The organism is Streptomyces sp. NBC_00344 (genome assembly GCF_036088315.1).
Lineage (GTDB): Bacteria > Actinomycetota > Actinomycetes > Streptomycetales > Streptomycetaceae > Streptomyces.
Genome location: NZ_CP107996.1, coordinates 4,509,180 through 4,534,227 on the forward strand (window position 1 = coordinate 4,509,180; position 25,048 = coordinate 4,534,227).

The window sequence follows — 25,048 nt, forward strand, 5'->3', positions numbered from 1 at the left end:
ATCACATCCGGAAGACGCCGTAGCCGGGGTCGTCGAGTGGGGCATTGGCGCAGGCGGTCAGGGCGAGGCCGACGACCTGGCGGGTCTCCAGCGGGTCGATCACGCCGTCGTCCCAGAGCCGGGCCGTCGCGTAGTAGGCATTGCCCTGCTGCTCGTACTGGGCACGGATCGGGTCCTTGAACGCCTCTTCGTCCGCCGCGCTCCAGTCGTCGCCCAGCTGGTCGCGCTTGACGGTGGCGAGCACCGAAGCGGCCTGCTCGCCGCCCATCACCGAGATCTTGGCGTTGGGCCACATCCACAGGAAGCGCGGCGAGTAGGCCCGCCCGCACATCGAGTAGTTCCCCGCGCCGTACGAACCGCCGACGACCACCGTCAGCTTCGGCACCCGCGCGCAGGCCACCGCGGTGACCATCTTGGCGCCGTGCTTGGCGATGCCGCCCGCCTCATAGCTGCGGCCGACCATGAAGCCGGAGATGTTCTGGAGGAAGAGCAGTGGAATGCCGCGCTGGTCGCACAGCTCGATGAAGTGGGCGCCCTTCTGGGCGGACTCGGAGAAGAGGATGCCGTTGTTGGCGATGATGCCGACCGGGTGCCCGTGGATCCGGGCGAAGCCCGTCACCAGCGTGGTGCCGAACTCCGACTTGAACTCCGCGAACCGCGAGCCGTCGGTGATCCGGGCGATGACCTCGCGCACGTCGTAGGGCGTACGGGAGTCGACCGGCACAGCGCCGTACAGTCCGGCAGGGTCGGCCTTCGGCTCATCGACCGGCTCGACCGACCAGGGGAGCGCGCCGCGCTCCGGCAGGGTGGACACGATGGTCCGGACGATCCGCAGTGCGTGCGCGTCGTCCTCGGCGAGATGGTCGGTGACCCCCGACACCCGGGAGTGCACCTCTCCGCCGCCCAGCTCCTCCGCCGTCACGACCTCGCCGGTCGCGGCCTTCACCAGCGGCGGCCCGCCCAGGAAGATGGTGCCCTGGTTGCGGACGATCACGGCCTCGTCGCTCATCGCGGGCACGTACGCGCCGCCCGCCGTGCAGGAACCGAGCACCGCGGCGATCTGCGGGATGCCCGCGCCGGACATCCGGGCCTGGTTGTAGAAGATCCGGCCGAAGTGCTCCCGGTCCGGGAAGACCTCGTCCTGCATGGGCAGGAAGGCGCCGCCGGAGTCCACCAGGTACAGACAGGGGAGCCGGTTCTCCAGCGCCACCTCCTGCGCCCGCAGATGCTTCTTCACGGTCATCGGGTAGTACGTGCCGCCCTTGACGGTGGCGTCATTGGCGACGATCACCACCTCACGGCCGCTGACCCGGCCGATCCCGGCGATCACCCCCGCCGCCGGGGCCGCCCCGCCGTACATCCCCTCGGCGGCCAGAGGCGCCAGCTCGAGGAACGGGGAGCCGGGGTCGAGGAGCGTGTCGACCCTGTCCCGCGGCAGCAGCTTTCCGCGTGCCACATGACGCGCGCGGGACTTCTCCCCGCCGCCGAGGCGGGCCGCCGCGAGCCGGCCGCGCAGCTCGGCGGCGAGTGTTTCGTGTGCCGACTCGTTGGCCCGCCAGGCCTCCGACGCGGGATCGGCCGCGCTCGCCAGCACCGGTGCCTGCTGCATCCGTCGGGCCCCCTTGGTGTTAGTGACCGTTAACATGTTTCGGCAAGGTTAACGCTCGCTAACCCCGCTGTCTAGAATGGACCCATGACCACCAGGACGGACGCCCCGACGCGACGCGAGCAGATTCTCAAGGAGGCCGCGCGCCTCTTCGCGGAGCGCGGCTTCCACGGCGTGGGTGTCGACGAGATAGGCGCCGCCGTGGGGATCAGCGGTCCTGGCCTCTACCGCCACTTCGCAGGCAAGGACGCGATGCTCGCCGAGCTGCTCGTCGGGATCAGCGAACGGCTGCTCGAAGGGGGCAGGCAGCGTGCCGCGCATGCCGTCGGCGGGCCCGACGCGGTGCTCGGCTCACTCATCGACGGGCACATCGACTTCGCGCTGGACGACCGCCCGCTGATCACCGTCCACGACCGGGAGCTCGACCGGCTGCGCGACAGCGACCGCAAGGCCGTCCGCAGGCTTCAGCGGCAGTACGTCGAGCTGTGGGTCACGGTGGTCAGGGAGCTCCACCCGCACACCGCGGAGCAGGAGGCACGCGCCGCCGTGCACGCCGTCTTCGGGCTGCTGAACTCCACCCCGCATCTGGGCACCGGAGGCCTCCCCGGCCGGACCGTCACCGAGATCCTGCTGCGGCGCCTCGCGCACGGCGCCTTCGACGCGCTGGCACGGACCAGGGAGACGGCCGCGCTGCCGGACTGACGGGACAGGCGCCTGACGGCACAATGGGCCCATGCCGATACCCAGCCGCGCCGAACTCGTCGACCACCTCGTCCGTACCCGTATCGCAGGAGACGTCGCCACACCGCGCGACAACAACCTCTCCCACTACCGCAAGCTGTCCAACGGGGACCGTAACTTCTGGCTCGGCCTCGAGCTCGGTGACCGCTGGGCGGACGAGCAGGACGTCCTCGCGGTGATGGCCGAACGCTGCGGTGTGAACGACGACCCCGGGCACCGGCGCGGCCAGGACACGATCGACCCGGAGCTGACGGTCGACGCGCTGGAACGGATGGCGGCCCGGCTGCGCAAGGCCGCGGCGGCCGGCGAGCGGGTGCTGTTCGCGACCGGGCACCCCGGCGGCCTGCTCGACGTGCACCGCGCCACGGCGGACGCGCTGCGCGCCGCCGGATGCGAGGTCATCAGGATTCCCGGTGGCCTGACCGCCGACGAGTGCATGGTCTTCCAGTTCGCGGACGTCGCGGTGCTGGAGCGCGGCGCGACGCTGTGGCACACCCACTCACCCGCGCCGATGGCGGCCATCCTGGACGGTCTGGAACGCGAGGGGCGTGCGCTGCCCGACCTGGTCGTCGCCGACCACGGCTGGGCGGGCTGCGCGGGCCAGCGCGGTATCGACTCCGTCGGCTATGCCGACTGCAACGACCCCGCGCTCTTCATCGGCGAGGCCGAGGGCACCATGCAGGTCACCGTCCCGCTCGACGACCATGTCACCGACCCGCGCTACTACGACCCGATGACCGCCTATCTGCTGGACTCGGCGGGGCTGCTCTGAGGGTGCGGCCGGTCCGGTCTGCCGGCCCGGTGCCCGTGCCGACGCCCGGGCACCCCTTTTCCGGCGGTCATGGCACGACGAGCGGGAGCCGTCTCGTGCTCCCGGACCGCGGTGCCTGACCGCACCACGCGCCGGGAGGCCGAGCTGTTCGCATGTGTGTCAGCGCGGTACCCGGACCACGCCCTCCTGGATCACGGTGACCGCGAGCTGCCCGTCCCGGGTGTAGATACGGGCCTGCCCGAGACCGCGTCCGCCCGAAGCGGACGGCGACTCCTGGTCGTACAGCAGCCATTCGTCTGCCCTGAACGGACGGTGGAACCACATCGCGTGGTCCAGGCTCGCCCCGACGACGTCGCCGGTCGCCCAACCACCGCGGCCGTGCGCGAGCAGCACCGAGTCGAGCAGTGTCATGTCGGAGACGTAAGTCGCCAGACAGACGTGCAGCAGTGGCTGGTCGATCGCTCCGTCGAGCTTGCCGCTGGTGCGGAACCAGACCTGCGAACGCGGTTCGCGCGGGGTGCCGACCGTGGCGAACGGAGGCGCGTCGACATACCGCAGATCGACCGCGGCCCTGGCCTCCAGCAGCCGGTCCACCACGCTCGGATCGAGGAAGCGGTCCGCGTGCCGCGGCAGCATCTCGGCGGCCGTGGGGAGCGTCTCCGGGTCGGGAGCCTGCGGCATGGCCGCCTGGTGCTCCAGGCCCTCCTCGTACGTCTGGAACGACGCCGTGAGATGGAAGATCGGCTGACCGTGCTGGACGGCGACCACCCGGCGGGTCGTGAAGGAGCGGCCGTCACGGATGCGGTCGACCGTGTAGACGATCGGCGCGCCCGGGTCGCCGGGGCGCAGGAAGTAGGAGTGCAGGGAATTGGTCGAGCGTTCCGCGGGCACGGTGCGCCCCGCCGCTACCAGGGCCTGGGCGGCGACCTGGCCGCCGAAGACCCGCGGTACGACGGCGGAGCGGCTCAGGCCGCGGAAGATGTCCTGCTCGATCTGCTCGAGGTCGAGCAGATCGAGCAGGGACTCAAGTGCCGGGTTCATGGGATCGGTGCGCTCTGCTCCTAGAGGCCCATGTTCTTGGCGATGATCATCTTCATGACCTCGCTGGTGCCGCCGTAGATGCGGTTGACGCGGTTGTCCGCGTAGAGGCGGGCGATCGGGTACTCGTTCATGTAGCCGTAACCCCCGTGCAGCTGGAGGCACTTGTCGATCACGCGGTGCGCGACCTCGGTGCAGAAGAGCTTCGCGGACGCGGCCTCCGCTGCGGACAGCTCGCCCAGGTCGTGGGCTTCCAGGGCGCGGTCGCTGACCGCCTCGGCGGCGTCGACCTCCGCCTTGCAGGCGGCCAGCTCGAACTTGGTGTTCTGGAAGGACGCGACGGTCTTGCCGAACACGGTCCGGTCCTGCACGTACTGCTGGGCGAAACGGACGGCGGCCGCGGCCTGCGCGTAGGCGCCGACAGCGATGCCGAGACGTTCCTGCGGCAGGTTCTGGCCGAGGTAGGAGAAGCCCTTGTTCTCCTCGCCGAGCAGGTCCTCGACCGGGACCCTGACATCGGTGAAGGAGAGCTCGGCGGTGTCGGAGGTCTTCAGTCCGAGCTTGTCGAGCTTACGGCCGACCGCGTAGCCATCGGACGTGGTGTCGACGACGAGGAGGGATATGCCGTGGCGGCGGTCCTCCGCGGTCGGGGCGGCGGTGCGGGCGCACACGATGACGCGGTCGGCGTGCACGCCGCCGGTGATGAAGGTCTTGGCGCCGTTGAGGATGTAGTGCGTGCCGTCCTCGGAGAGCCTGGCGGTGGTCTTCATGCCTGCCAGGTCGGAGCCGGTGCCGGGCTCGGTCATCGCGATGGCGTACATCGAGGTGCCACTGACGAAGTCCGGGAGCCAGCGCTTCTTCTGCTCATCGGTGGCGTAGGCCTTCAGATACGGCAGGCAGAGTGCGACATGCACGCTGGAACCGCCGAAGGAGACACCGGCGCGGGCGCACTCCTCGGAGATGATCGCCTGGAACTTGAACGACTCCTCGCCGGCGCCGCCGAACTCCTCGGGCACCTCGATGCCGAAGATGCCCAGCTCGCCGAGCTTGTAGTAGAACTCGCGGGGAGCCTGGCCGGCTGTCAGCCACTCCTCGTAGACCGGAACGACCTCGGCCTCGATGAAGGCCCGGATGGTGTCCCGGAACGCCTCGTGGTCCTCGTTGTAAACGGTACGGCGCACGGGAATGCTCCTCTGCGGGTTCTGGATGGCGTTCTGGGCGGGCGTCTGAGTAGTCCACCTAAGCGCTTGCTCAGGCAAAGTTACCGGTAGGTCACTCCGACTGTCCAGAGTGAGCCTCAGCACGCCCGGCGCTCCGGGGCGCGGGCCCCGGGCCCGCCGTCACGGACGAATCGCCCGGGCCGGGAGCATGCCGCCCCCGTGCCCGGCGCCGGGTCTGTGAGGCGGGAGCTCAGCGGTCCGCCGAGTGGTGAGAACCGGCCTGTCCCTCGGTCCAGCGCAGCGCGAACCACAACTCGGCCCGTACGTCCATGTCGTCCAGGTCGGCGCCGAGCAGCGCCGCGCAGCGGGCGATCCGCTGGCGGACGGTGTTGCGGTGCACGCCGAGTGCCACTGCCGTACGGTCCCAGCTGCCGTGCAGAGCCAGCCAGTTGCGCAGGGTTTCGTGCAGCGGTCCTTCCGGGCCCAGCGTGGCAAGCAGCGTACGGGCGTGTGCCGCGGCCTCTTCCGGGTCGAGGAGTGCGGCGATGCCGGTGCCGCCGTGCCGGACCAGTGGGGTGCGGGTCGCCTCCGCCCGGCGCAGCGCCCGGCCGGCCTGGGCGTCGGCGGCCGCGAGGTCGCGGGGCGTGGTGGCGGAGCTGACACCCAGGGTCCAGCCCGGATGTCCGGTCACCTCGTGCCCGGCGGGCAGCAGGATCCGTACGGTGTCCGCCCGCACATCCACCAACGGGCTGCCGAGCTGGGGTGGGGTTCCCTCGCCATGGGCATGCACCACGGTCCACGGCCCTTCGCCGAGCAGAGGTGCCACATCGGCGGGCTCCGCGCCGAGCAGCAGCCGTACCAGGGCCGACGAGCGGGCCGCCTCGTCGGCTCCCTGCTGCGGGGCGGTGAGCAAGGAGAGGAGTACGACGGCGACCCCGGCGATGGTGTGGTCGCCGGGCTCGCGGTGGGAGGTGGCGACGCCGAGTACGAGGCCCTCGCTGCCGGCGACGGAGTACGCGGCCAGGTGGCCCGAGCCGGCGGTGTCGGTGGCGGACGCCGGGGCCGGCCTGCCGGACCCCGGACGCACGACCCGGGTCATGGCCGCGAGTGCGCTGCTCACCTCCGGGCCGGGTTCCCTTCCCGCCGCCCGCAGGGCCGTACCGTCCGGTGCGAACAGCACGGTCCGGCCGTCCAGCCGGGTGGCCAGCTGGCGCAGTACCGCGGGGACCGGGTCGGGCCGGGCCGCAGCGGCGGCCAGTCCCTGCTGGGCCCCCGACACCCGGCGCAGCTCATGGTGACGGGCCTCGGCCATCAGCCCCCAGACGGCGCGGGCCACCGCGGTGAACGGGGTCCCCGGCGGCACCTCGACAAGCGGTAGACCGTGCCGGTCACAGGCTTCGGCCAGCGGGGCGGGCACCGTGTCGTACACCGGGGCGACCCCGAAACCGAGCGCCGCCCCGCCCGCGGCCACGATCCGCTCGACATAGCGGTCCGGGTCGCTGAGCTGCACACCCGCGGTCAGCAGCAGTTCGCCACCGAGCAGATACGGATACGGGTCCGCCATCTCGCTGGTGTGCACCCAGTGCACGGCCGACTCCTCGGCGGCCGGGCCCGCGAGCAGGCGCAGCCCGAGATCCCGGCGAGCGAGCAGCGCGGTCAGCGGAACGGGGGAGGTCGGGGGAGCGGCGGGATCCGGCATGGACGTTCCATCCATCGGTCGGAGAGTCAATGGATGAAACGTACACTTCAACGTCGCTTTCCGGCCACCTAGTGTCAACCCTCGACAGCAGGCCACAGCCGGCCACCGAAGAGCGGAACAGAGGGAGGGCTCATGGCAGTCGACTACGCAGTGATCGTCGTCTACCTGGTGGGCATGCTCGCCATGGGTTGGTGGGGCATGCGCCGCGCCAAGTCCAAGTCCGATTTCCTGGTGGCGGGCCGCAGGCTCGGGCCGGCGATGTACTCGGGCACCATGGCCGCGATCGTGCTCGGCGGGGCCTCCACCATCGGCGGCGTCGGGCTCGGCTACCAGTACGGGCTCTCCGGCGCCTGGATGGTCGTCACCATCGGACTGGGCCTGCTCGCGCTGAGTGTCTTCTTCTCGGCGCGCATAGCCCGTCTCAAGGTCTACACCGTCTCCGAAATGCTCGACCTGCGCTACGGCGGCCGGGCCGGAGTCATCTCCGGTGTGGTGATGTGGGCGTACACCCTGATGCTCGCGGTCACCTCGACCATCGCCTACGCCACCATCTTCGATGTCCTCTTCGACATGAACCGGACCGTGGCGATCATCCTCGGCGGTGCGATCGTCGTCGCGTACTCGACGCTCGGCGGTATGTGGTCGATCACCCTCACCGACATGGTGCAGTTCGTCGTCAAGACCGTGGGGGTACTGCTGCTGCTCCTGCCCATCGCCGTGGTGAAGGCCGGTGGCTTCTCGGAGATGAAGGCCAAGCTGCCGACCAGCTACTTCGACCCGCTCGGCATCGGCGGCGAGACGATCTTCACCTATGTCCTGATCTACACCTTCGGCATGCTGATCGGCCAGGACATCTGGCAGCGGGTGTTCACCGCGCGCGGCGACAAGGTCGCCAGGATCGGCGGCACCGTCGCCGGCACCTACTGCCTGGTGTACGCCGTGGCCGGTGCGGTCATCGGGACAGCGGCGAAGGTCATGTACCCGAAGCTGCCCAGCGCCGACGCCGCCTTCGCGACCATCGTCAAGGACGAACTGCCCGTCGGCGTACGCGGTCTGGTGCTTGCCGCCGCGCTTGCCGCGGTGATGTCGACGTCATCGGGGGCGCTGATCGCCTGCGCCACCGTCGCCAACAACGACATCTGGTCACGGCTGCGGGGGCTGAGGGGCGGCCGGGACTCCGACCACGACGAGGTGCGCGGCAATCGTGCCTTCATCCTTGTCATGGGGATGCTGGTGATCTGTATCGCCATCGCGCTGAACAATGTCGTCGAAGCGCTCACCGTGGCCTACAACCTGCTGGTCGGTGGCCTGTTGGTGCCGATTCTGGGCGGGCTCCTGTGGAAGCGTGGCACGGTCCACGGGGCGCTGGCGGCCGTCAGTATCGGCGGGCTCACCGTGCTCGGCCTGATGTGGAAGTACGGAGCTCTGGCCAACGAGCCGATCTACTACGGTCTGGTGGCCTCCCTGGTGTCCTATGTCGTCGTCTCGCTGGCGACGAAGCCGACCGACCCCGCTGTGCTCGCGGCGTGGCGCGAACGCCTCGCCGGGCGGGGTTCCGACGCCGAGGCGGCGGAACCCGAAACGCAGGCCGTTCCGTCACACAGCTAAAGTGACAAACCGCTGAAATCCGTGAAAAGAAGGGCATATTCCATGAGCAGCACCGAACCGCCGCGCGGCCCCGTCGACTCGTCCCGCATCCCGCGGTACGCCGGACCCGCCACGTTCGCCCGTCTGCCCAGGCTCGACGAGGTCGGCCGTGCCGATGTCGCCGTCGTCGGTGTGCCCTTCGACAGTGGCGTCTCCTACCGGCCCGGAGCACGCTTCGGCGGCAACGCGATCCGGGAGGCCTCGCGGCTGCTGCGCCCCTACAACCCGGCGCAGGACGCCTCGCCGTTCGCGCTGGCGCAGGTCGCCGACGCCGGGGACATCGCCGCCAACCCGTTCCACATCGATGAGGCCGTCGAGACGATCGAGGCCGCGGCCGACGACCTGCTCTCCACCGGCGCCCGGATGATGACGCTCGGCGGGGACCACACCATCGCGCTGCCGCTGCTGCGCTCGGTGGCGAAGCAGCACGGCCCGGTCGCCCTGCTGCACTTCGACGCGCATCTGGACACCTGGGACACCTACTTCGGTGCCGCGTACACGCACGGCACGCCGTTCCGCAGGGCCGTCGAGGAGGGCATCCTCGACACCTCCGCGCTCTCCCACGTGGGCACCCGCGGTCCCCTCTACGGCAAGCAGGACCTCGACGACGACGCCAAGATGGGCTTCGGCATCGTCACGTCGGCCGATGTGATGCGGCGCGGCGTCGACGAGGTGACGGACCAGCTGCGCCAGCGGATCGGCGACCGCCCGCTCTACATCTCCATCGACATCGACGTGCTCGACCCGGCGCACGCGCCCGGCACCGGGACCCCGGAGGCGGGTGGACTGACCTCCCGCGAACTCCTGGAGATCGTCCGCGGTCTGGCCTCCTGCCACCTCGTCTCGGCCGATCTGGTCGAGGTCGCCCCCGCGTACGACCACGCCGAGATCACCTCGGTCGCCGCCTCCCACGCGGCGTACGAACTCACCACGATCATGTCGCGACAGATTGCCGAGGCGCGCGCCGAATGACGCACGACCACCACCAGGAGACGTCCCGTCCCACCGCTGAGCAGACCGAGGCGGCCCTGAACCCCCCGCCCGGGCGCAACGGCGGCGACCTGGTCGTCGAAACCCTGCAGGGACTCGGTGCCACCACGGTGTTCGGCCTCCCCGGCCAGCACGCGCTGGGGATGTTCGACGCGCTGCGCCGCTCCGCGCTGTCGTATGTCGGCCTCCGGGTGGAGAACAACGCCGGCTTCGCCGCCGACGCCTACGGCCGGGTCACCGGTGAGGTGGCACCGCTGCTGCTGTCCACCGGCCCCGGCGCGCTCACCTCGCTCGCCGCGCTCCAGGAGGCGGCAGCGGCCAGCGCCCCGGTGCTCGCCGTCTCCAGCCAGATCCCGACGGCCGGGCTCGGCGGCGGACGCCGCGGCTACCTTCATGAACTCCGCGATCAGCAGGCCTCGTTCCGGGGGGTCGTGAAGTCCGTGCACACGGTCCGCACACCCTCCCAGATCCCCTCGGCGATCGCGGCGGCCTGGGAGTCGGCACTCACGGCGCCGCACGGCCCGGTCTGGGTGGAGATCCCGCAGGACGTGCTGCTCGCCGAGACCCGGCTCCCGGTGGTCACCGCTCTGGACGCCACCCCGCGCGATCTGGAGCCCCGCCCGGAGCTGACCGCGGTGGCAGCTCATCTGCTCTCGAGCGCCGAACGACCGGTGATCATCGCCGGCGGCGGGGTCGTACGGTCGGACGCGGCGGGCAAACTGCTCGCCCTCGCCGAGAAGCTCGACGCTCCGGTGGTCTGCACTTTCGGCGGCAAGGGTGCCTTCCCTTGGGAGCACCCGCTCTCGCTCCAGTCCTGGATGGAGGACCGGCACACCACCGACTTCCTCGAAGCGGCGGACGTCCTGCTCGTCGTGGGCTCGGGCCTCGGTGAACTCTCGTCGAACTACCACACGTTCAAGCCGCGCGGCGAGGTCATCCAGATCGAGGCGGACCTCGGGAAGCTGGAGTCCAACCATGCGGGGCTCGGTATCCACGCCGACGCCAGGGCCGCGCTCTCGGCCCTCATCGAGACGGTGTCCGAGCGGACCGACCCGACGGCCGCGGACGCGGTGCGCACGGTCCTCGCACGGGTGAGGGAACGGATCGCGGGCCAGGATCTCGGCCTGGAACAGCGGATCCTGGCCTCGGTCCGGGAGGCGCTGCCCGCCGCATCGCCGAGCTTCTGGGACATGACGATCCTCGCCTACTGGGCCTGGTCCGCCTGGCCGGGCGCTCTGCACTCGGCGCAGGGCGCCGGCGGGCTCGGCTACGGGTTCCCCGCGGCGATCGGTGCCGCCGCGGCTGATCGTACGAAGCCCGTGCTGGCTGTCTCGGGTGACGGCGGCGCGATGTACTCCATCGCCGAACTGGCCACCGTCCGGCAGTACGACCTGCCGGTCACCTGGCTGATCGTGGACGACGGCGGCTACGGCATCCTGCGCGAGTACATGACGGACACCTTCGGCGAGGCCACCGCCACCGAACTCGCCCGCCCCGACTTCGTCGCACTCGCCGAGTCCTTCGGCGTCCGGGCGGTCCGCACGACCCCGGACTCCCTCGCCGGAGACCTGGCCAGGTCCTTCGCCTCGGAGGGCCCGTCGGTGGTCGTACTGCCCGCGGTCCTCAGGATGTTCGCTCCTACGCATCTGTGAGGCGGGTCTCTGAGGCGGGTCTGTGAGGCAGGCCTGCGAGACGGGTCCGTGAGGTGGGCCTGCCAGGTGGGTCCGCGAGGCGGTTCTGTGGTGCGGGGAGCGGCCCTGGCGTAGTCCGGCGGGTGGGACCCGTCACCGGGCCGCGGTGTTCTCGGCCGGCCCCCGGTGGCGTGTTCGTTGACCTGGCGGCCTGCTTCCGGTGACGTGCTCCCCGGCGCCCCGTTGCCCGAAGGGCGCACCAGGGACCCCCGTGGACGGCGAGGCGACCGGACCCCTGCGCGTTGCGGATGTCACACGCACTTCTGTGTGACATCGGCAACGCGGCGGTCCGAACGGCTGCCACGGATGGTGCACTGGATGCCGGCCTTTGCGTGGAACGGACGCCGGTCGTGCAACTTTCACGCCACCCGTGAGTCAGCCCTTACAGGCCTGCCGGGAACGCGCTCGCATGACATCCGGCACGACGCAGGACACACACGACACAGGACACAGGGGCATGACACAGGGGAGCGGCACGTCCATGACACTGCACCGAATATCCGGCCGGGCCCTCGGCGCGGGCGCCGTGGCGCTGGCCGCCGGGGTCATCGGGCCGATGGCCCTCGCGCCGGCTGCCGGAGCGGTGGCGCCCACCGTCGGGTGCACCTCGGCGAAGGCCGGGCTCGCGGCCAAGCTGAAGACGGACATCGACGCCGCGCTCAAGAACCGGAAGACCACGGCAGCGGTCGGTGTCCACGACCGGACGACCGGTACGGACTGCAGCCTCCGCGGTGACACGAAGTACGACTCGGCGAGCGTGGTGAAGGCCACCGTGCTGGCGACGCTCCTCTGGGACAACAAGAAGCACAACCGCTACCTGACCTCGCGTGAGAACAGCCTCGCCACCGCGATGATCACAAAGTCCGACAACGACTCCACGAGTGCGCTCTGGAAGCAGCTCGGTGCGGCCAAGGTCAAGGGCTTCCTCGCGGCCGCCGGCATGAAGCAGACCGTGCCCGGCGCGGGGGGCTACTGGGGGCTCACCCAGATCACCGTCCGTGACGAGCAGAGACTGCTGTCCCTGCTGACCGCCAAGAACTCCGTACTGAGCGACGGCTCGCGGGCGTACGAGCTCGGGCTGATGCACAAGGTCGTCGCGTCGCAGCGCTGGGGCACCCCGGCCGGAGCCCCGTCCGGCGCCACCGTGCAGGTGAAGAACGGCTGGCTCCAGCGCTCCACCCATGGATGGCGTGTGCACTCCATAGGCGCCTTCACCGGCAAGGGGCACGACTGCACGATCACCGTGCTCACCCAGGACAACAAGACGATGGCCGACGGCGTGAACACCATCCAGGCCGTCGCCCGTGCGGTGCACAAGGACCTCGCCGCCGCGGTCCCGAAGACCTAGGACCAGAGACCGGTCTTCGTCCGGGATTGTTGCGGCGGGATGAAATCCCCTGGTGGCCGCGTTGGAGTCTTCCGGTGGTATCGGACAACGGGAGGCACCAGTGGCGGACGCCGCACAGCTCAACGCCACGGCATCGCGAGAGCCGGGCTGGGGGCGAAGGCTCGCCGGCTACGCCTGGCGGTACCGGCGCAACGTGCTGCTCGCGCTCGGTTCCTCACTGGCCGGAATGGCCGTCATGGCCCTCGTTCCGCTGGTCACCAAGGTGATCATCGACGATGTCATCGGCGATCACACCCGGTCCCTGGCGGTCTGGACGGGCGCACTGATCGGTGCCGCGGCCGTGGTGTACGCGCTCACCTATGTCCGCCGTTACTACGGCGGCCGCCTCGCCCTCGACGTCCAGCACGATCTCCGTACCGAGATGTACGGGACGATCATGAAGCTGGACGGGCGGCGGCAGGACGAGCTGTCCACCGGACAGGTCGTCGGCCGCGCCACCAGCGACCTTCAGCTGATCCAGGGCCTGCTCTTCATGCTGCCGATGACCATCGGCAATGTGCTGCTCTTTCTGATCTCCCTGGTGATCATGGCCTGGCTCTCGCCGCTGCTGACACTGATCGCGGTGGCCGTCGCTCCCGCCCTCTGGTTCATCGCCAGGCGCAGCCGGACCCGGCTCTTTCCCGCCACCTGGTACGCCCAGGGACAGGCCGCAGCCGTCGCGGGCGTCGTCGACGGAGCCGTCACCGGCGTACGGGTGGTGAAGGGATTCGGCCAGGAGGATCAGGAGACCGGCAAGCTCCGCGAGGTGAGCCGCCGGCTCTTCGCGGGACGGCTGCGCACCATCCGGCTGAACTCCCGCTACACCCCCGCGCTCCAGGCCGTGCCCGCCCTCGGCCAGGTCGCCATGCTGGCGCTCGGCGGCCTGCTCGCCACCCGAGGCGAGATCACTCTCGGCACGTTCGTCGCCTTCTCCTCCTACCTCGCCCAGCTCGTGGGGCCGGTCCGGATGCTGGCCGTGGTGCTGACCGTCGGCCAGCAGGCGCGGGCCGGCGTCGAACGCGTACTGGAACTGATCGACACCGAGCCGTCCATCGCCGACGGCACGAAGGAGCTTCCCGCGGACGCGGAGGCGAGTGTCGAGTTCGACGACGTCTCCTTCGGCTACGAGGACGTCCGCCCGGTGCTCGACGGCTTCTCGCTGAGCATCGCGCCCGGCGAGACCGTCGCCGTGGTGGGCGCGTCGGGCAGCGGCAAGTCCACCGTCTCCCTGCTGCTGCCGCGTTTCTACGATGTCTCCCACGGCGCGGTCCTCATCGGCGGACACGATGTGCGGGAGCTGACGCTGCGTTCGCTGCGGGCGGCCGTCGGACTCGTACCGGAGGACAGCTTCCTGTTCTCCGACACGGTGCGCGCCAATATCGCCTACGGCTTCCCCGACGCCACCGAGGAACAGATCCTCACCGCGGCCCGTGCCGCCCAGGCCGACCGCTTCATCGCCGATCTGCCGGCCGGCTACGACACCATGGTCGGTGAGCACGGCCTGACGCTCTCCGGAGGCCAGCGCCAGCGCGTCGCACTGGCCCGCGCCATCCTCACCAACCCCAGACTGCTGCTTCTCGACGACGCCACATCCGCCGTCGACGCCCGGGTCGAGCACGAGATCCACGAGGCGCTGCGCGGGGTCATGGCCGGGCGCACCACCCTGCTCATCGCGCACCGCCGCTCCACCCTCAACCTCGCCGACCGCATAGCTGTCCTGGACGGCGGGCGCCTCGCGGACATCGGCACCCATGAGGAGCTGCAGGAACGTTCGGCGCTGTACCGGAGACTGCTGACCGACCCGGACGAACTGGGCGGCATGTCACCGGGACATGTCGCCGCGGCCGGCCCGGAGGAGATGGAGGACACCTCGGTACGGGACGAGCTGGACGCCGAGTTCGATGCCGAACGCGGTATCACTCCGCCGCTCTGGGTCCGCCCCGAGAAGGCGGAGGACGCGGCCCCCGGCGGGATGCCCGCCACACCGGAACTGCTGGCGCAGGTCGCCGCCCTGCCGCCCGCGACCGACACCCCGGACGTCGACGAGGTACGCGCGGTCACGGCCGAGACGTCCTACGGGCTGCGCCGGCTGCTCCGTGGCTTCGGCCCCGTACTGCTGATCAGCCTGTTGCTGGTCGCGATCGACGCCGGCATGGGGCTGCTGCTCCCGGTGCTGATCCGGCACGGCATCGACCAGGGCGTCACCCAGCTGGCCACCGGCGCGGTCTGGACAGCGGCCGGGCTCGGTCTGCTGACCGTGGCCGTGCAGTGGGTGGCGCAGACCGGTGAGACCCGGATGACCGGGAGGACCGGCGAACGGATCCTCTACTCACTGCGCCTCAAGATCTTCTCCCAGCTCCAGCGGCTCGGGCTCGACTACTACGAGCGCGAACTGACCGGCCGGATCATGACCCGGATGACGACGGACATCGACGCCCTGTCCACCTTCCTGCAGACCGGTCTGGTCACCGCCTTCGTCTCCGTCGTCACCTTCTTCGGCATTCTGGTCGTGCTGCTGGTGATCGATGTGCAGCTGGCGCTGGTCGTCTTCGCGACACTGCCCTTCCTGATCGCCGGCACCTATGTCTTCCGGAAGAAGAGCGTCAAGGCGTACGAGCTGGCGCGGGAGCGGGTCTCCGTCGTCAACGCCGATCTCCAGGAGTCGGTGTCCGGACTGCGCATCGTGCAGGCCTTCCAGCGCGAGGGCACCGGCACGCGGCGCTTCACCGACCGAAGCGACCACTACCGGCAGGCCCGGGTGCGCGGCCAGTGGCTGATCTCCGTCTACTTCCCCTTCGTCCAGCTGCTCGCATCGGTGGCCGCGGCATCCGTGCTGATCGTGGGAGCGGACCGGATCGCGGCGGGCACCCTCACCACGGGTGCGCTGGTCGCCTATCTGCTCTACATCGACCTGTTCTTCGCCCCTGTGCAGCAGCTGTCGCAGGTCTTCGACGGATACCAGCAGGCCAGCGTCTCGCTCCGGCGCATCCAGGAACTCCTCCGGGAGCCCACGTCGACCGTGGCGGCGGCCGATCCGCTGGATGTCACGTCGCTGCGCGGTGACATCGCCTTCGAGCACGTGTCGTTCTCCTACCGATCCGACGACGTGCCGGAGGGGACCGCTGCCCCCGAGGCGGCGCTCAGCGGTATCGATCTGCGCATCCCGGCCGGTCAGACGGTCGCCTTCGTCGGAGAGACCGGGGCAGGCAAGTCCACCCTGGTCAAACTGGTCGCCCGGTTCTACGACCCGACATCGGGTCGGGTCACAGCGGACGGCAGGGACCTGCGGTCGATGGACATGACGGCCTACCGCCATCGGCTCGGGGTCGTGCCGCAGGAGGCGTACCTCTTCGAGGGCACGGTCCGGGACGCCATCGCCTACGGACGTACGGACGCCACGGACGCCGAGGTCGAGGCGGCCGCACGGGCGGTCGGGGCGCACGACATGATCGCCACTCTGGACGACGGCTATCTCCACGAGGTCGCCGAACGGGGCCGCAACCTCTCGGCCGGCCAGCGGCAGCTCATCGCACTGGCCAGGGCGGAGCTGGTCGACCCCGACATCCTGCTCCTCGACGAGGCCACAGCGGCCCTGGACCTCGCATCGGAGGCGCTGGTCAACCAGGCGACGGACCGGATCGCCGGCCGCCGGACCACCCTGGTGGTGGCGCACCGGCTGACCACGGCGGCGCGGGCGGACCGGGTGGTCGTCATGGACCACGGACGGGTGATCGAGGACGGCACCCACGAGGAACTGCTGGCGCTGGGCGGGAGCTATGCGCGGCTGTGGGGCACGTTCGTGGGGGAGCCGGTGGGAGTGGTGTCCTGACGGGACACGGCGGGCGGTGTGTGGCGGGGCGCTGCCCCGCTGCCCGTCCGCCCTTGGGGGCGGCGGGGCAGCGAAGCGCACCCGTACGGCGGACTACCGGTTCCGGCCCGCCTTGATGTCGGAGATCTTCCGGGTCGCCAGGTCGGACTGGATCGCCAGGTAGGTGTAGGACGGATGTGACGGCGACCCCCAGGTCAGCCGCACCTCCGACCATGTGTGCCCCGCCCCGCTGTTCCCGGCGGTGACCCGCCATCCGGTCGGTACGTTCTGTGCCCGCAGCACGCCGTCCGCATGGTTCTTCGACTCCCATGCGGCCAGCCGCTTCCGCAGCTGCGGTGTCAGATAGAACGTCCGGAGCGTCCGGGACAGGTTGTTGCTGTCCCCGTCGTAGATCGCGTCGATGTAGGAGCCGTAGAAGTCGGCGACATGGTGATAGGCGACCTCGGGAGTGCCGCTGACCGCGGCTGCGGCGGCGTGCGGAGCGGTGGGCCGCTCGGTGGCGGCGGCCGCGGGGACCACCGCGATGGACGTCAGAAGTGCGGCTGTCAGAAGAATGCGGCCCGTACGTGGATGTGCCATGGCAAGACCTGCCCTTTCGCGCGCAACGACCCGCGCGGTCTGTTTCGCGCGGACTATCCCGTAAGACCGGTGCTGTGCTGGTTTGGTTGCACCGGAACGGGTCCCTGTCCGTCCCGCTCGCGGGATGCAACCGGCCGCGAGTGTCGCGCGTCCGTAGATGTACACGCACAAGTGATGGAAGAGGGAAAAGGTGTTCGAGGGGCGACTGGGGTCCGGACAGGTGAGCCGCGCACCGCGCCGCCGGGGTGCGCTGACGCTCGCGATCGCGGCCGCGCTGACGATGACGCTGGCCGGTCCGGGCGCCGCGCATGCGGACGCCGCGTCAGGATGCCCGGGACACCGGGTGAAGAGCGTGCGGTTCACCACCGGAACGCTGGAGATCTTCCGCAGCGGTGAGAACGTCTGTGCCGTCACTCTCGCCAAGTCCCCGGGGCCCAGGCGCCAGATGTCCGTCCTGCTCCAGGCGCGAGGTGCCACTCCGGTCGTGGACAGCGGCCGTTTCACCCGTCTGGCGGGCCCGGTGAAGGTCCGTGCCATGAACCGCTGTGTACGCGCGGTTGGTGCGGTCTCCGGCAAGCAGGGCGCCTCCGGCTGGATACTCTGCTGAGCCGCTGAGCTCTCCCGTTCCGCCGGTCCATGGTCAACTGGGTCTGGCGTGACGTGCGTTGCGCCAGCTAGGTTCGCGGCGACCCGTTGTGACCCAGGGGAGGGCGAATGCGCAAGGCGCTCAGATGGCTGCTCGCGCTGGTGGTGCTCATAGGCACCGTAAGCGCGGCAGGAGGATCGGCCGGAGCGGCAACCGCCGCGGAGCCGGATATCAAGGACCGGATCCTCGCGATACCGGGGATGAACCTGGTCGAGGAGAAGCCCTATACGGGCTACCGCTACTTCGTGTTCGAGTACACCCAGCCGATTGACCACCGGCACCCCTCGAAGGGCACCTTCGAGCAGCGCTTCACGCTGCTGCACAAGGACACCAGCCGGCCCACAGTCCTGTACACGGGCGGCTACAACGTCTCCACCACCCCCGGCCGCACCGAGCCCACCCGGATCATCGACGGCAACCAGGTGTCGCTGGAGTACCGCTATTTCACACCGTCCCGGCCGCAGCCCGCCGACTGGTCCAAACTGGACATCTGGCAGGCCGCCAGTGACGAGCACCGGCTGTACAGGGCGCTGAAGCCGGTCTACCCGAAGAACTGGCTGACCACCGGCGGCTCGAAGGGCGGCATGACCGCGACCTACTACGAGCGCTACTTCCCGCACGACATGGACGGTGTCGTCGCCTACGTCGCACCCAATGACGTGGTCGACAAGGAGGACTCGGCGTACGACCGGTTCTTCGAGAACGTGGGGACCAAGGAGTGCCGCGCCAAGCTGCAGGGTGTCCAGCGCGAGGCACTCGTCCGGCGTAAGCCGCTGGAGAAGAAGTACGCCGACTACGCCGAGACCAACGGCTACACCTTCACCACCGTGGGCAGCCTCGACAAGGCGTACGAGGCCGTGGTGCTCGACTACATCTGGGGTTTCTGGCAGTACAGCCTGCTCTCCGACTGCGCCACCATCCCGGCGGACGCACCGCACGCGACCGATCAGGCGATCTGGGACTCCATCGACACGATCTCCGGCTTCTCCTTCTACACCGATCAGGGGCTCGAGCCGTACACGCCGTACTACTACCAGGCAGGCACCCAGCTCGGTTCGCCCGATATCACACAGCCGTGGCTGGGCAAGCTGAGCCGGTACGGCTACCAGCCGCCACGGCACTACGTTCCGCGGTCCATCCCGATGCGGTTCCAGCCGTACGTGATGGACGACGTGGACAACTGGGTGAGGCACCACGCCCACCGCATGATGTTCGTGTACGGGCAGAACGACCCGTGGGGGGCCGAACGCTTCAGCGTCGGCCGGCACGCCGACGACAGCTATGTCTTCACCGCGCCGGGGATGAACCACGGTGCCAATGTCGCGGGACTGGCCGCCGACGAGAACACGAAGGCCACCGCCCGGATCCTGGCCTGGGCGGGTGTCGCGCCCGCGGAGGTGCGGTCGAACCCGTCGAAGGCCCGGCCGCTCGCGGGCTACGACGCGAAGCTCGACCGGCGGGCGGTCCAGCACGAGCCGTCGCTGAGGCCCTGAGGACCAGCCGTCGCCGATGCCCTGAAAGGGCTGTCACCCGGCACCGTGTACGCCCGCCGTCCGACCGGATCCGGTCGGACGGCGGGCGCGGCCGTACGGAGCCCTCACGCCGGTACACCGCCGGCTCGCCGGCAGATCGCCGCCCCGGGACACCGGACTCGCCCACCCGGCTCACGACATCAGTACGACAAGCCGTGGCCCACCGGGTACAGCACCTGCGTGGGAGCGTCGGCGCGCTGGACGGGCACGGGCAGCCGCCCCCGCGGTTCCGCCCGGCCCGCGATCACCCGCGCCGCGGCCCTGAGTTCGACATCGGTCCAGCTGTACGTGGCGAGGGCCGCGCCGACGCCCGGCAGGAAGGCGATGTCGTACGGGTTGCGGATCGCGATCTGCACCACCGGAGTACCGGTCGCGAGCAGCGCGGCCACCAGCCGGGACTGGGCGTCGCCCGCCTGGATGTTGTACGTCCCCACGATCACCGCGTCCTTGCCTGCGGCCGCGGCGACGGCCGCCGCGATCACCCCAGGGGCGGGCGCGGTACCGGTGGACAGCACCGTGGTGGTGAAGCCCAATCCGGTCAGCTCCTTGGCGAGCACCGTGGTCGGTGGTCCAGTGGTGCCCGACGGCGATGCCGGATCGGCGCCGGCCACCAGGAGGTTCCTCTCACGGCGCCGGGAGAGCGGGAGCAGCGCGCCCCGGTTCACCAGCAGGGTGGTGGTCCGCTCGGCGATCCGGTCCGCGGTGGCGAGATGGGCGCGGGTGCCGACCGTACGGCCCACCTGGCGGACGTCGACGTAGGGGCGCTGGAACAGGCCGCGCCGCTGCTTGAGCCGGAGGATCCGCAGGATCGATTCGTCCAGACGCTGCTCGGTGATCTCACCGCTGCGGACCGCGGAGAGCACCCCGTTCCACGCGGTGGCGAGGGCGGGCGGGTCCAGCAGCTGATCGACGCCGGCCTTGAGCGCGAGCACCGGGACCCGGTCGTCGCCGTACTTGTCCCGGACGCCCTGCATGCCCAGCGAGTCGGTGATCACCACGCCCCGGTAGCCCAGTTCCTCGCGCAGGATTCCGGTGAGGATCGGGTGGGAGAGGGTGGCCGGGTCGTTGCTCGGGTCCAGCGCGGGGAACTGGATGTGCGCCGTCATGACCGAGTCGATACCGGCGGCGACGGCGGCCCGGAAGGACGGGGCGTCGATGCGCTCCCACTCCTCACGGGTGTGGGTGATGACGGGGATCCCGGTGTGGCTGTCGACGGCCGTGTCGCCGTGGCCCGGGAAGTGCTTGGCGGTGGAGGCGGTCATCGAGCTCTGGTAGCCCCGGACCTCGGCCGCCACCATCCTGGCGACCGCGGCGGACTCGGCGCCGAAGGACCGGACCCCGATGACCGGGTTGGCCGGGTTGATGTTGACGTCGGCGTCCGGTGAGTAGTTCTGCCGGATGCCGATGGCGCCCAGCTCCGCGCCGGCGATGCGGCCGACCATGTAGGCGTCGTCGCGCGAACCGCCCGCGCCGAGCGCCATGGCTCCGGGGAAGAGGGTGGCGGGATAGCCGACGCGGCAGACGATGCCGTGTTCCTGATCGGTGGCGATCAGCAGCGGAACCGGAGTGTGCTGGGCGAGCCCGGCGCGCTGGATGCCGTTGGAGAGAGCGGCGATCTGCTGCGGGTCGCGGGTGTTGTGCGCCCAGGTGAAGTAGATGATGCCGCCGACGTGGTACGTGGCGATCAGTTCGGCGGCGTTACGGACCCCGATCTCGCGGAGATTGGCGTCGATGTCCACCTGATCGGGCGCGGTCGCGGAGTGTCCGTACACCCGCATGACGAAGAGCTGGCCGATCTTCTCCTCGATGCTCATGTGCGAGACGAGTCTCTTGAGCTGCCGGCTGAGGTCGGGGTCGGGGTCGTGACCCGGACTGCGGGGGTCGGCGTTGGCCGTGGTGCCGGTGGCTGCTGTTGCGGCCACTGCGGCGGTAGCGGTGAGCAGGGAGCGTCTGGACGTGCGGTGCTGCACTGGTGCTCCTTCCGGCCATGCTGCGCAAGGTAATTGAAGGAAACTTCCAATCAGCACGGATAGCCGGAAAATTACTGCCAAGTCAAGAGCGCGGGCAGAACGACACGCAGAAGAAACCGCGGGGCCCGCCCTCCGGGCGAACGCCGATACTCCTCTCACGCGACCTGGCGGGGCGGCCAGTGCTCCTGGAGTCTGCGTACCGTCTCGGTGATGGCGGGACGCCTGGCGGCCCCGGTCCGCCACAGTGCGTACAGCCGCCGCACGGGCACCGGGTCGAGCTGCACGGCCACCACTCCGGGCGGCAGCGGCCCGCGCCCGAGCCGGGGGATCAGGGCGACCCCGAGCCCGGCCGCGACCAGGGCGAGCAGGGTGTGGTTCTCCTCCGCCTGGTGAACGATGTCGGGCTCGTGGCCGGAGCTGCGCAGGGTGCGCACCAGCCAGTCGTGACAGATCCGACCGGGTGGCTGGCAGATCCACCGCTCCCTGGCCAGTTCCTCGCGCAGCACCCCGGTGCGTCCCACGAGCGGATGTCCTTCGGGCACCAGCAGATCGCACCCGTCGTCACCGATCACCGCCTGCTCGACACCCTCGGGGGTGGGCAGCGGTGAGATGTCCCAGTCGTGGACCACCGCCAGATCGGTCACGCCCTTGGCCACCAGATCGACCGAGAGATGGGGATCGACCTCGCTCAGCCGGGCGTCGAGCGAGGGGTGCGACACGGCCAGTTCGGCCAGGACGGCGGGCAGCAGTCCGCGCGCGGCCGAAGCGAAGGCGGCGATGGTCAGGCGCCCGGCCGGCAGGCCCCTGCGCTCCTCCAGGGTGGTCTCGGCGTGTTCCACGATGGAGAGCAACTGCTGTGCGGTATCGGCCAGGTGCAGCGCCTCGTCGGTGAGCGCGATCCCGCGGCCCCGGCGTTCGAGGAGGGTGGTCCTGGTCTCCCGCTCCAGCTTGGTGATCTGCTGCGAGACCGCGGAGGGGGTGTAGCCCAGCGCGGCGGCGGCCGCGGCCACCGAACCATGGACCGATATCGCGTGCAGCGCACGCAGCCGGGGCAGATCGAGCATTCGACGGTGCTCCGTTCGTCAGCTGAACACATAAGCAATGCTCAATTCAACCATGAAGAAATCCGCTCTGGTGCTACATGGACGGATGCGGTGATGCTCGGTGCATGCGTCCTCTGCACCTCGCTCTGGCCGTGGCCGTCGCCGCGGTCTGGGGGATCAACTTCACTGTCGTCGAGGTCGGTCTCGGCCACTTCCCGCCGCTGCTCTTCTCCGCGCTGCGCTTTCTGGTGGCGGCGCTGCCCGCCGTGTTCTTCGTGGGCCGCCCGGGGGTCCCCCGGATGTCGGTCGTCTCCATCGGGCTGGTCCTGGGGGTGGCCCAGTTCGGGCTGCTCTTCACAGGGATGGACCACGGCATGGATGCCGGGCTCTCGTCCCTGGTCCTGCAGGTCCAGGCCGTCTTCACCGCACTCTTCGCGGCCGTCGCGCTGGGTGAGCGTCCGGGCCGGGCGCGGATCGCCGGTATGGCGGTCGCGCTCGCGGGTGTGGCGGTCGCGGCGGTGGACGAGGGCCTCAGCGGTCCGCTCACCGCTTTCGCGCTGGTCGTGGCGGCGGCGGCCTGCTGGGGAGCCTCCAACGTACTCACCCGCAGGGCCGCGCCGCCCGATGGCTTCAGCTTCATGATCTGGGTGTCCACCGTGCCCGTACTGCCGCTTCTCGGGCTCTCGTTGCTCTTCGAAGGGCCCAGGGCGGACGCCGAAGCCATGGCGTCGATCGACTGGGGCGGCGCCGGGATCATCGTCTATGTCGCCTGGGTGACCACGGTGTTCGGCTTCGGGGCCTGGGGATATTTGCTGCGCCACCATCCCGCGTCGTCGGTGGCCCCCTTCAGCCTCCTCGTCCCGGTGTTCGGGATGTCGTCGGCCGCCCTGGTACTCCACGAGAGCATCACACCGCTGCGCTGGTGCGCGGCTGTGCTGCTGGTGGGCGGGGTCGCCCTCACCTCGCTGCCGGGCTCCCGGTCAGCTTCCCGAGGAACTCCCGCCCGTCAGCCAGCAGCGGCGGCAGCTCCGCCGCCTGCGGGTACCAGCGCTTCTCGTACTCCCAGCACAGCCACCCCTCCGGCGAGTTGAGGAGCTCCGCGCACTCCGCGAGCGGCAGCACACCCGCGCCCAGCGCGAGCGGGGTCGTGTCATCGGCCGACGCGATGTCCTTGACCTGGGTGTAGCCGAGGTGCGGGGCGAGCACCGCATGGCTGGCCGCCGGAGACTCACCGCCCAGCCAGGTGTGCATCACATCCCAGAGCGCGCCCACGTTCTTGTGGCCGACCGGGCCGATGATGCGCGCCGCGTCCGCGCCGGTGCGGTGCGAGTCGTGGGTCTCCAGCAGGATCCTCACGCCCTTGTCGGCGGCGAGCTCGGCCGCCACACCCAGCCTCCTGGCAGCGGCCGCCTCGGCCACCTCGGGGTCCTGATCTCCGCCGCCGGGGAAGACGCGGACGAACGGGGCACCTAGATCGGCGGCGAGGAGGACCAGCTCGCTGATCTCGCCCTCGATCGCCTTGTCGTCGCCGGGGGCGGCGGCCCTGGCGTATCCGGCGACGCCCAGGATCTCGATCCCGCCGCGGGTGAACTCCTCGACCGCCGCCTGCCGTTCGGCCAGGCCGGTGCCCGGATGCAGCGCCTCATCGGGGTGTGCCCGCAGCTCGACCCCCTGGTATCCGGCGCCGGCGGCCAGCCGCACCACGTCCTGGACGGAGATTCCTGGCACCCCGAGGGTGGAGAACGCGAACTTCAACGCACTGTTCCTTCCTGTAGACCGAGCCGCCAGTCCTGTCCGACCAGATCCGCTCCATAGGAACGGTGCGGCTTCTCGGCGACGAGCGAGAACCCGGCGCCCTGATAGATCCTGCGTGCCGCTGCCAGCACGTCGTTGGTCCACAGCACCAACTCCTGGTACCCCGCATCCCGGGCAAAATCGACCACTGCCTGCACCAGTTGGGCGCCGAGTCCGAGACCGCGGGCCTCCGGCTCGACGAGCAGCAGCCGGAGCCGGGCCGTGCCGGGCGATCCGTCCCGTACACACATCACCGCGCCCGCCGGCCTGCCGTCGAACTCGGCGATCCAGACCCGCTCCAGATAAGGATCGTGGTCCTGGGTGAAATCGGCGATGATCCTGGCCACCAGCCCCTCGAAGTCCGCGTTCCACCCGAACTCCGCCGCGTACAGCGCGCCATGACGCTGCACGATCCAGCCGAGGTCGCCCGGGCCGGGGTCCCGGAGGGCCGGGCGGGCGCCGCCCGTGGGGCGAGGGTCCCGGAGGATCTCACGGACGGTCCGCATGGCCTCGGCGAGCCGGGGCCGGTCGTCCGGTGCCACGGTCGCGAGCAGGGTGCTGACGGCTTCTCTCGACCGTTCGTCGAGCAGTGCGGCGGCCTCGCGGCCATGGGGGGTGAGCGTGATGCTCTGACGTCGCGAATCCAGCTGGGAGGGGGCCCGTTCGACCAGCCCTTCGCGTTCGAACCTGGCCAGCAGACGGCTCAGATACCCCGCATCGAGAGAGAGCTCCGCGCGGAGGTCGGCGGCGTCGGTACGGGAGGCGTGGGCGAGCTCGTAGAGGACGCGGGATTCGGTGAGGCTGTAGGGCGTATGGAGGTGCTTGCGGTAGTCGAGGGTGCCGATGAGGTTGGTGTAGAAGCGGTTGAAAGCACGGATCTCATGGACGGGCATGCGGCCGCTCCCCGGATCATTTCCTTGACTC

General features: G+C 70.2%; 18 protein-coding genes and 1 pseudogene. 10 read left to right on the forward strand and 9 right to left on the reverse strand.

The window, feature by feature from the left end:
* Position 1 precedes the first annotated feature (1 nt).
* Positions 2-1,609, reverse strand: coding sequence for a carboxyl transferase domain-containing protein (locus tag OHS16_RS20385; protein WP_328538653.1), 1,608 nt, complete (start codon positions 1,607-1,609; stop codon positions 2-4).
* Positions 1,610-1,693: 84 nt separating this feature from the next.
* Here OHS16_RS20385 and OHS16_RS20390 point away from each other — a divergent pair, with 84 nt between their 5' ends.
* The gene (locus tag OHS16_RS20390; RefSeq protein WP_328538654.1) at positions 1,694-2,308 is read left to right on the forward strand and encodes an SACE_7040 family transcriptional regulator; all 615 of its coding nucleotides are present in this window, start codon (positions 1,694-1,696) and stop codon (positions 2,306-2,308) included.
* Between the two features lie 31 nt (positions 2,309-2,339).
* A complete protein-coding gene (locus OHS16_RS20395; RefSeq protein WP_328538655.1) occupies positions 2,340-3,119 on the forward strand; it encodes a phosphatase in 780 nt (259 codons plus the stop codon).
* Between the two features lie 159 nt (positions 3,120-3,278).
* Here OHS16_RS20395 and OHS16_RS20400 read toward each other — a convergent pair whose 3' ends face one another.
* From OHS16_RS20400 to OHS16_RS20410, 3 genes are all read right to left on the reverse strand, one after another.
* The gene (locus OHS16_RS20400; protein ID WP_328538656.1) at positions 3,279-4,160 is read right to left on the reverse strand and encodes an acyl-CoA thioesterase; all 882 of its coding nucleotides are present in this window, start codon (positions 4,158-4,160) and stop codon (positions 3,279-3,281) included.
* A 20-nt stretch (positions 4,161-4,180) separates the two neighbouring features.
* The gene (locus OHS16_RS20405) at positions 4,181-5,338 is read right to left on the reverse strand and encodes an acyl-CoA dehydrogenase family protein (protein ID WP_328538657.1); all 1,158 of its coding nucleotides are present in this window, start codon (positions 5,336-5,338) and stop codon (positions 4,181-4,183) included.
* A gap of 229 nt (positions 5,339-5,567) precedes the next feature.
* Positions 5,568-7,016 (reverse strand): PucR family transcriptional regulator, encoded by a 1,449-nt coding sequence (locus OHS16_RS20410; protein ID WP_328538658.1) that lies wholly within the window; start codon positions 7,014-7,016, stop codon positions 5,568-5,570.
* Positions 7,017-7,148: 132 nt separating this feature from the next.
* Between OHS16_RS20410 and OHS16_RS20415 the strand changes: the two genes are divergently transcribed.
* The 5 genes from OHS16_RS20415 to OHS16_RS20435 all read left to right on the forward strand — a co-directional run bounded on the left by OHS16_RS20415 (position 7,149) and on the right by OHS16_RS20435 (position 16,560).
* Positions 7,149-8,624: a sodium:solute symporter gene (locus OHS16_RS20415; protein ID WP_328538659.1), complete on the forward strand. Its 1,476-nt coding sequence runs from the start codon at positions 7,149-7,151 to the stop codon at positions 8,622-8,624.
* 42 nt (positions 8,625-8,666) lie between these two features.
* Entirely contained in the window at positions 8,667-9,635 is a 969-nt protein-coding gene (speB, locus tag OHS16_RS20420) for an agmatinase (protein WP_328538660.1), read from the forward strand.
* Positions 9,632-11,305, forward strand: coding sequence for a thiamine pyrophosphate-binding protein (locus OHS16_RS20425; RefSeq protein WP_328538661.1), 1,674 nt, complete (start codon positions 9,632-9,634; stop codon positions 11,303-11,305). Before speB ends, OHS16_RS20425 begins: the two co-directional genes overlap by 4 nt.
* 520 nt (positions 11,306-11,825) lie before the next feature.
* Positions 11,826-12,692: a serine hydrolase gene (locus OHS16_RS20430; RefSeq protein ID WP_328538662.1), complete on the forward strand. Its 867-nt coding sequence runs from the start codon at positions 11,826-11,828 to the stop codon at positions 12,690-12,692.
* Positions 12,693-12,792: 100 nt separating this feature from the next.
* Complete coding sequence (locus OHS16_RS20435; RefSeq protein WP_328538663.1) at positions 12,793-16,560, forward strand: ABC transporter ATP-binding protein; 3,768 nt, start codon at positions 12,793-12,795, stop codon at positions 16,558-16,560.
* A gap of 93 nt (positions 16,561-16,653) precedes the next feature.
* Here the strand turns inward: OHS16_RS20435 and OHS16_RS20440 are convergent, their stop codons facing one another.
* Positions 16,654-17,139, reverse strand: a complete 486-nt coding sequence (locus OHS16_RS20440; RefSeq protein WP_328538664.1) for a hypothetical protein — start codon at positions 17,137-17,139, stop codon at positions 16,654-16,656.
* A gap of 220 nt (positions 17,140-17,359) precedes the next feature.
* Here OHS16_RS20440 and OHS16_RS20445 point away from each other — a divergent pair, with 220 nt between their 5' ends.
* Both OHS16_RS20445 and OHS16_RS20450 read left to right on the forward strand, forming a co-directional pair.
* Positions 17,360-17,746: a hypothetical protein gene (locus OHS16_RS20445; protein WP_328538665.1), complete on the forward strand. Its 387-nt coding sequence runs from the start codon at positions 17,360-17,362 to the stop codon at positions 17,744-17,746.
* A gap of 107 nt (positions 17,747-17,853) precedes the next feature.
* Positions 17,854-19,278, forward strand: coding sequence for a S28 family serine protease (locus tag OHS16_RS20450; protein WP_328538666.1), 1,425 nt, complete (start codon positions 17,854-17,856; stop codon positions 19,276-19,278).
* Positions 19,279-19,457: 179 nt separating this feature from the next.
* On the opposite strand, the gene OHS16_RS20455 is transcribed toward OHS16_RS20450, so the two are convergent.
* Complete coding sequence (locus tag OHS16_RS20455) at positions 19,458-21,287, reverse strand: glycoside hydrolase family 3 protein (protein WP_328538667.1); 1,830 nt, start codon at positions 21,285-21,287, stop codon at positions 19,458-19,460.
* A 155-nt stretch (positions 21,288-21,442) separates the two neighbouring features.
* Positions 21,443-22,351 (reverse strand): LysR family transcriptional regulator, encoded by a 909-nt coding sequence (locus OHS16_RS20460; RefSeq protein ID WP_328538668.1) that lies wholly within the window; start codon positions 22,349-22,351, stop codon positions 21,443-21,445.
* A gap of 104 nt (positions 22,352-22,455) precedes the next feature.
* On the opposite strand from OHS16_RS20460, the gene OHS16_RS20465 reads away from it, so the two are divergent.
* Positions 22,456-23,421 carry an EamA family transporter gene (locus tag OHS16_RS20465; RefSeq protein WP_443042656.1) on the forward strand — a complete coding sequence of 322 codons (966 nt, stop codon included), beginning with the start codon at positions 22,456-22,458 and terminating at the stop codon, positions 23,419-23,421.
* Here the strand turns inward: OHS16_RS20465 and OHS16_RS20470 are convergent.
* Both OHS16_RS20470 and OHS16_RS20475 read right to left on the reverse strand, forming a co-directional pair.
* Positions 23,381-24,058 (reverse strand): annotated as a pseudogene (locus OHS16_RS20470) (sugar phosphate isomerase/epimerase family protein); the annotation flags it as partial. The gene OHS16_RS20465 and the pseudogene OHS16_RS20470 overlap by 41 nt on opposite strands.
* A 23-nt stretch (positions 24,059-24,081) precedes the next feature.
* The gene (locus OHS16_RS20475; protein WP_328538670.1) at positions 24,082-25,017 is read right to left on the reverse strand and encodes a bifunctional helix-turn-helix transcriptional regulator/GNAT family N-acetyltransferase; all 936 of its coding nucleotides are present in this window, start codon (positions 25,015-25,017) and stop codon (positions 24,082-24,084) included.
* Positions 25,018-25,048 lie beyond the last annotated feature (31 nt).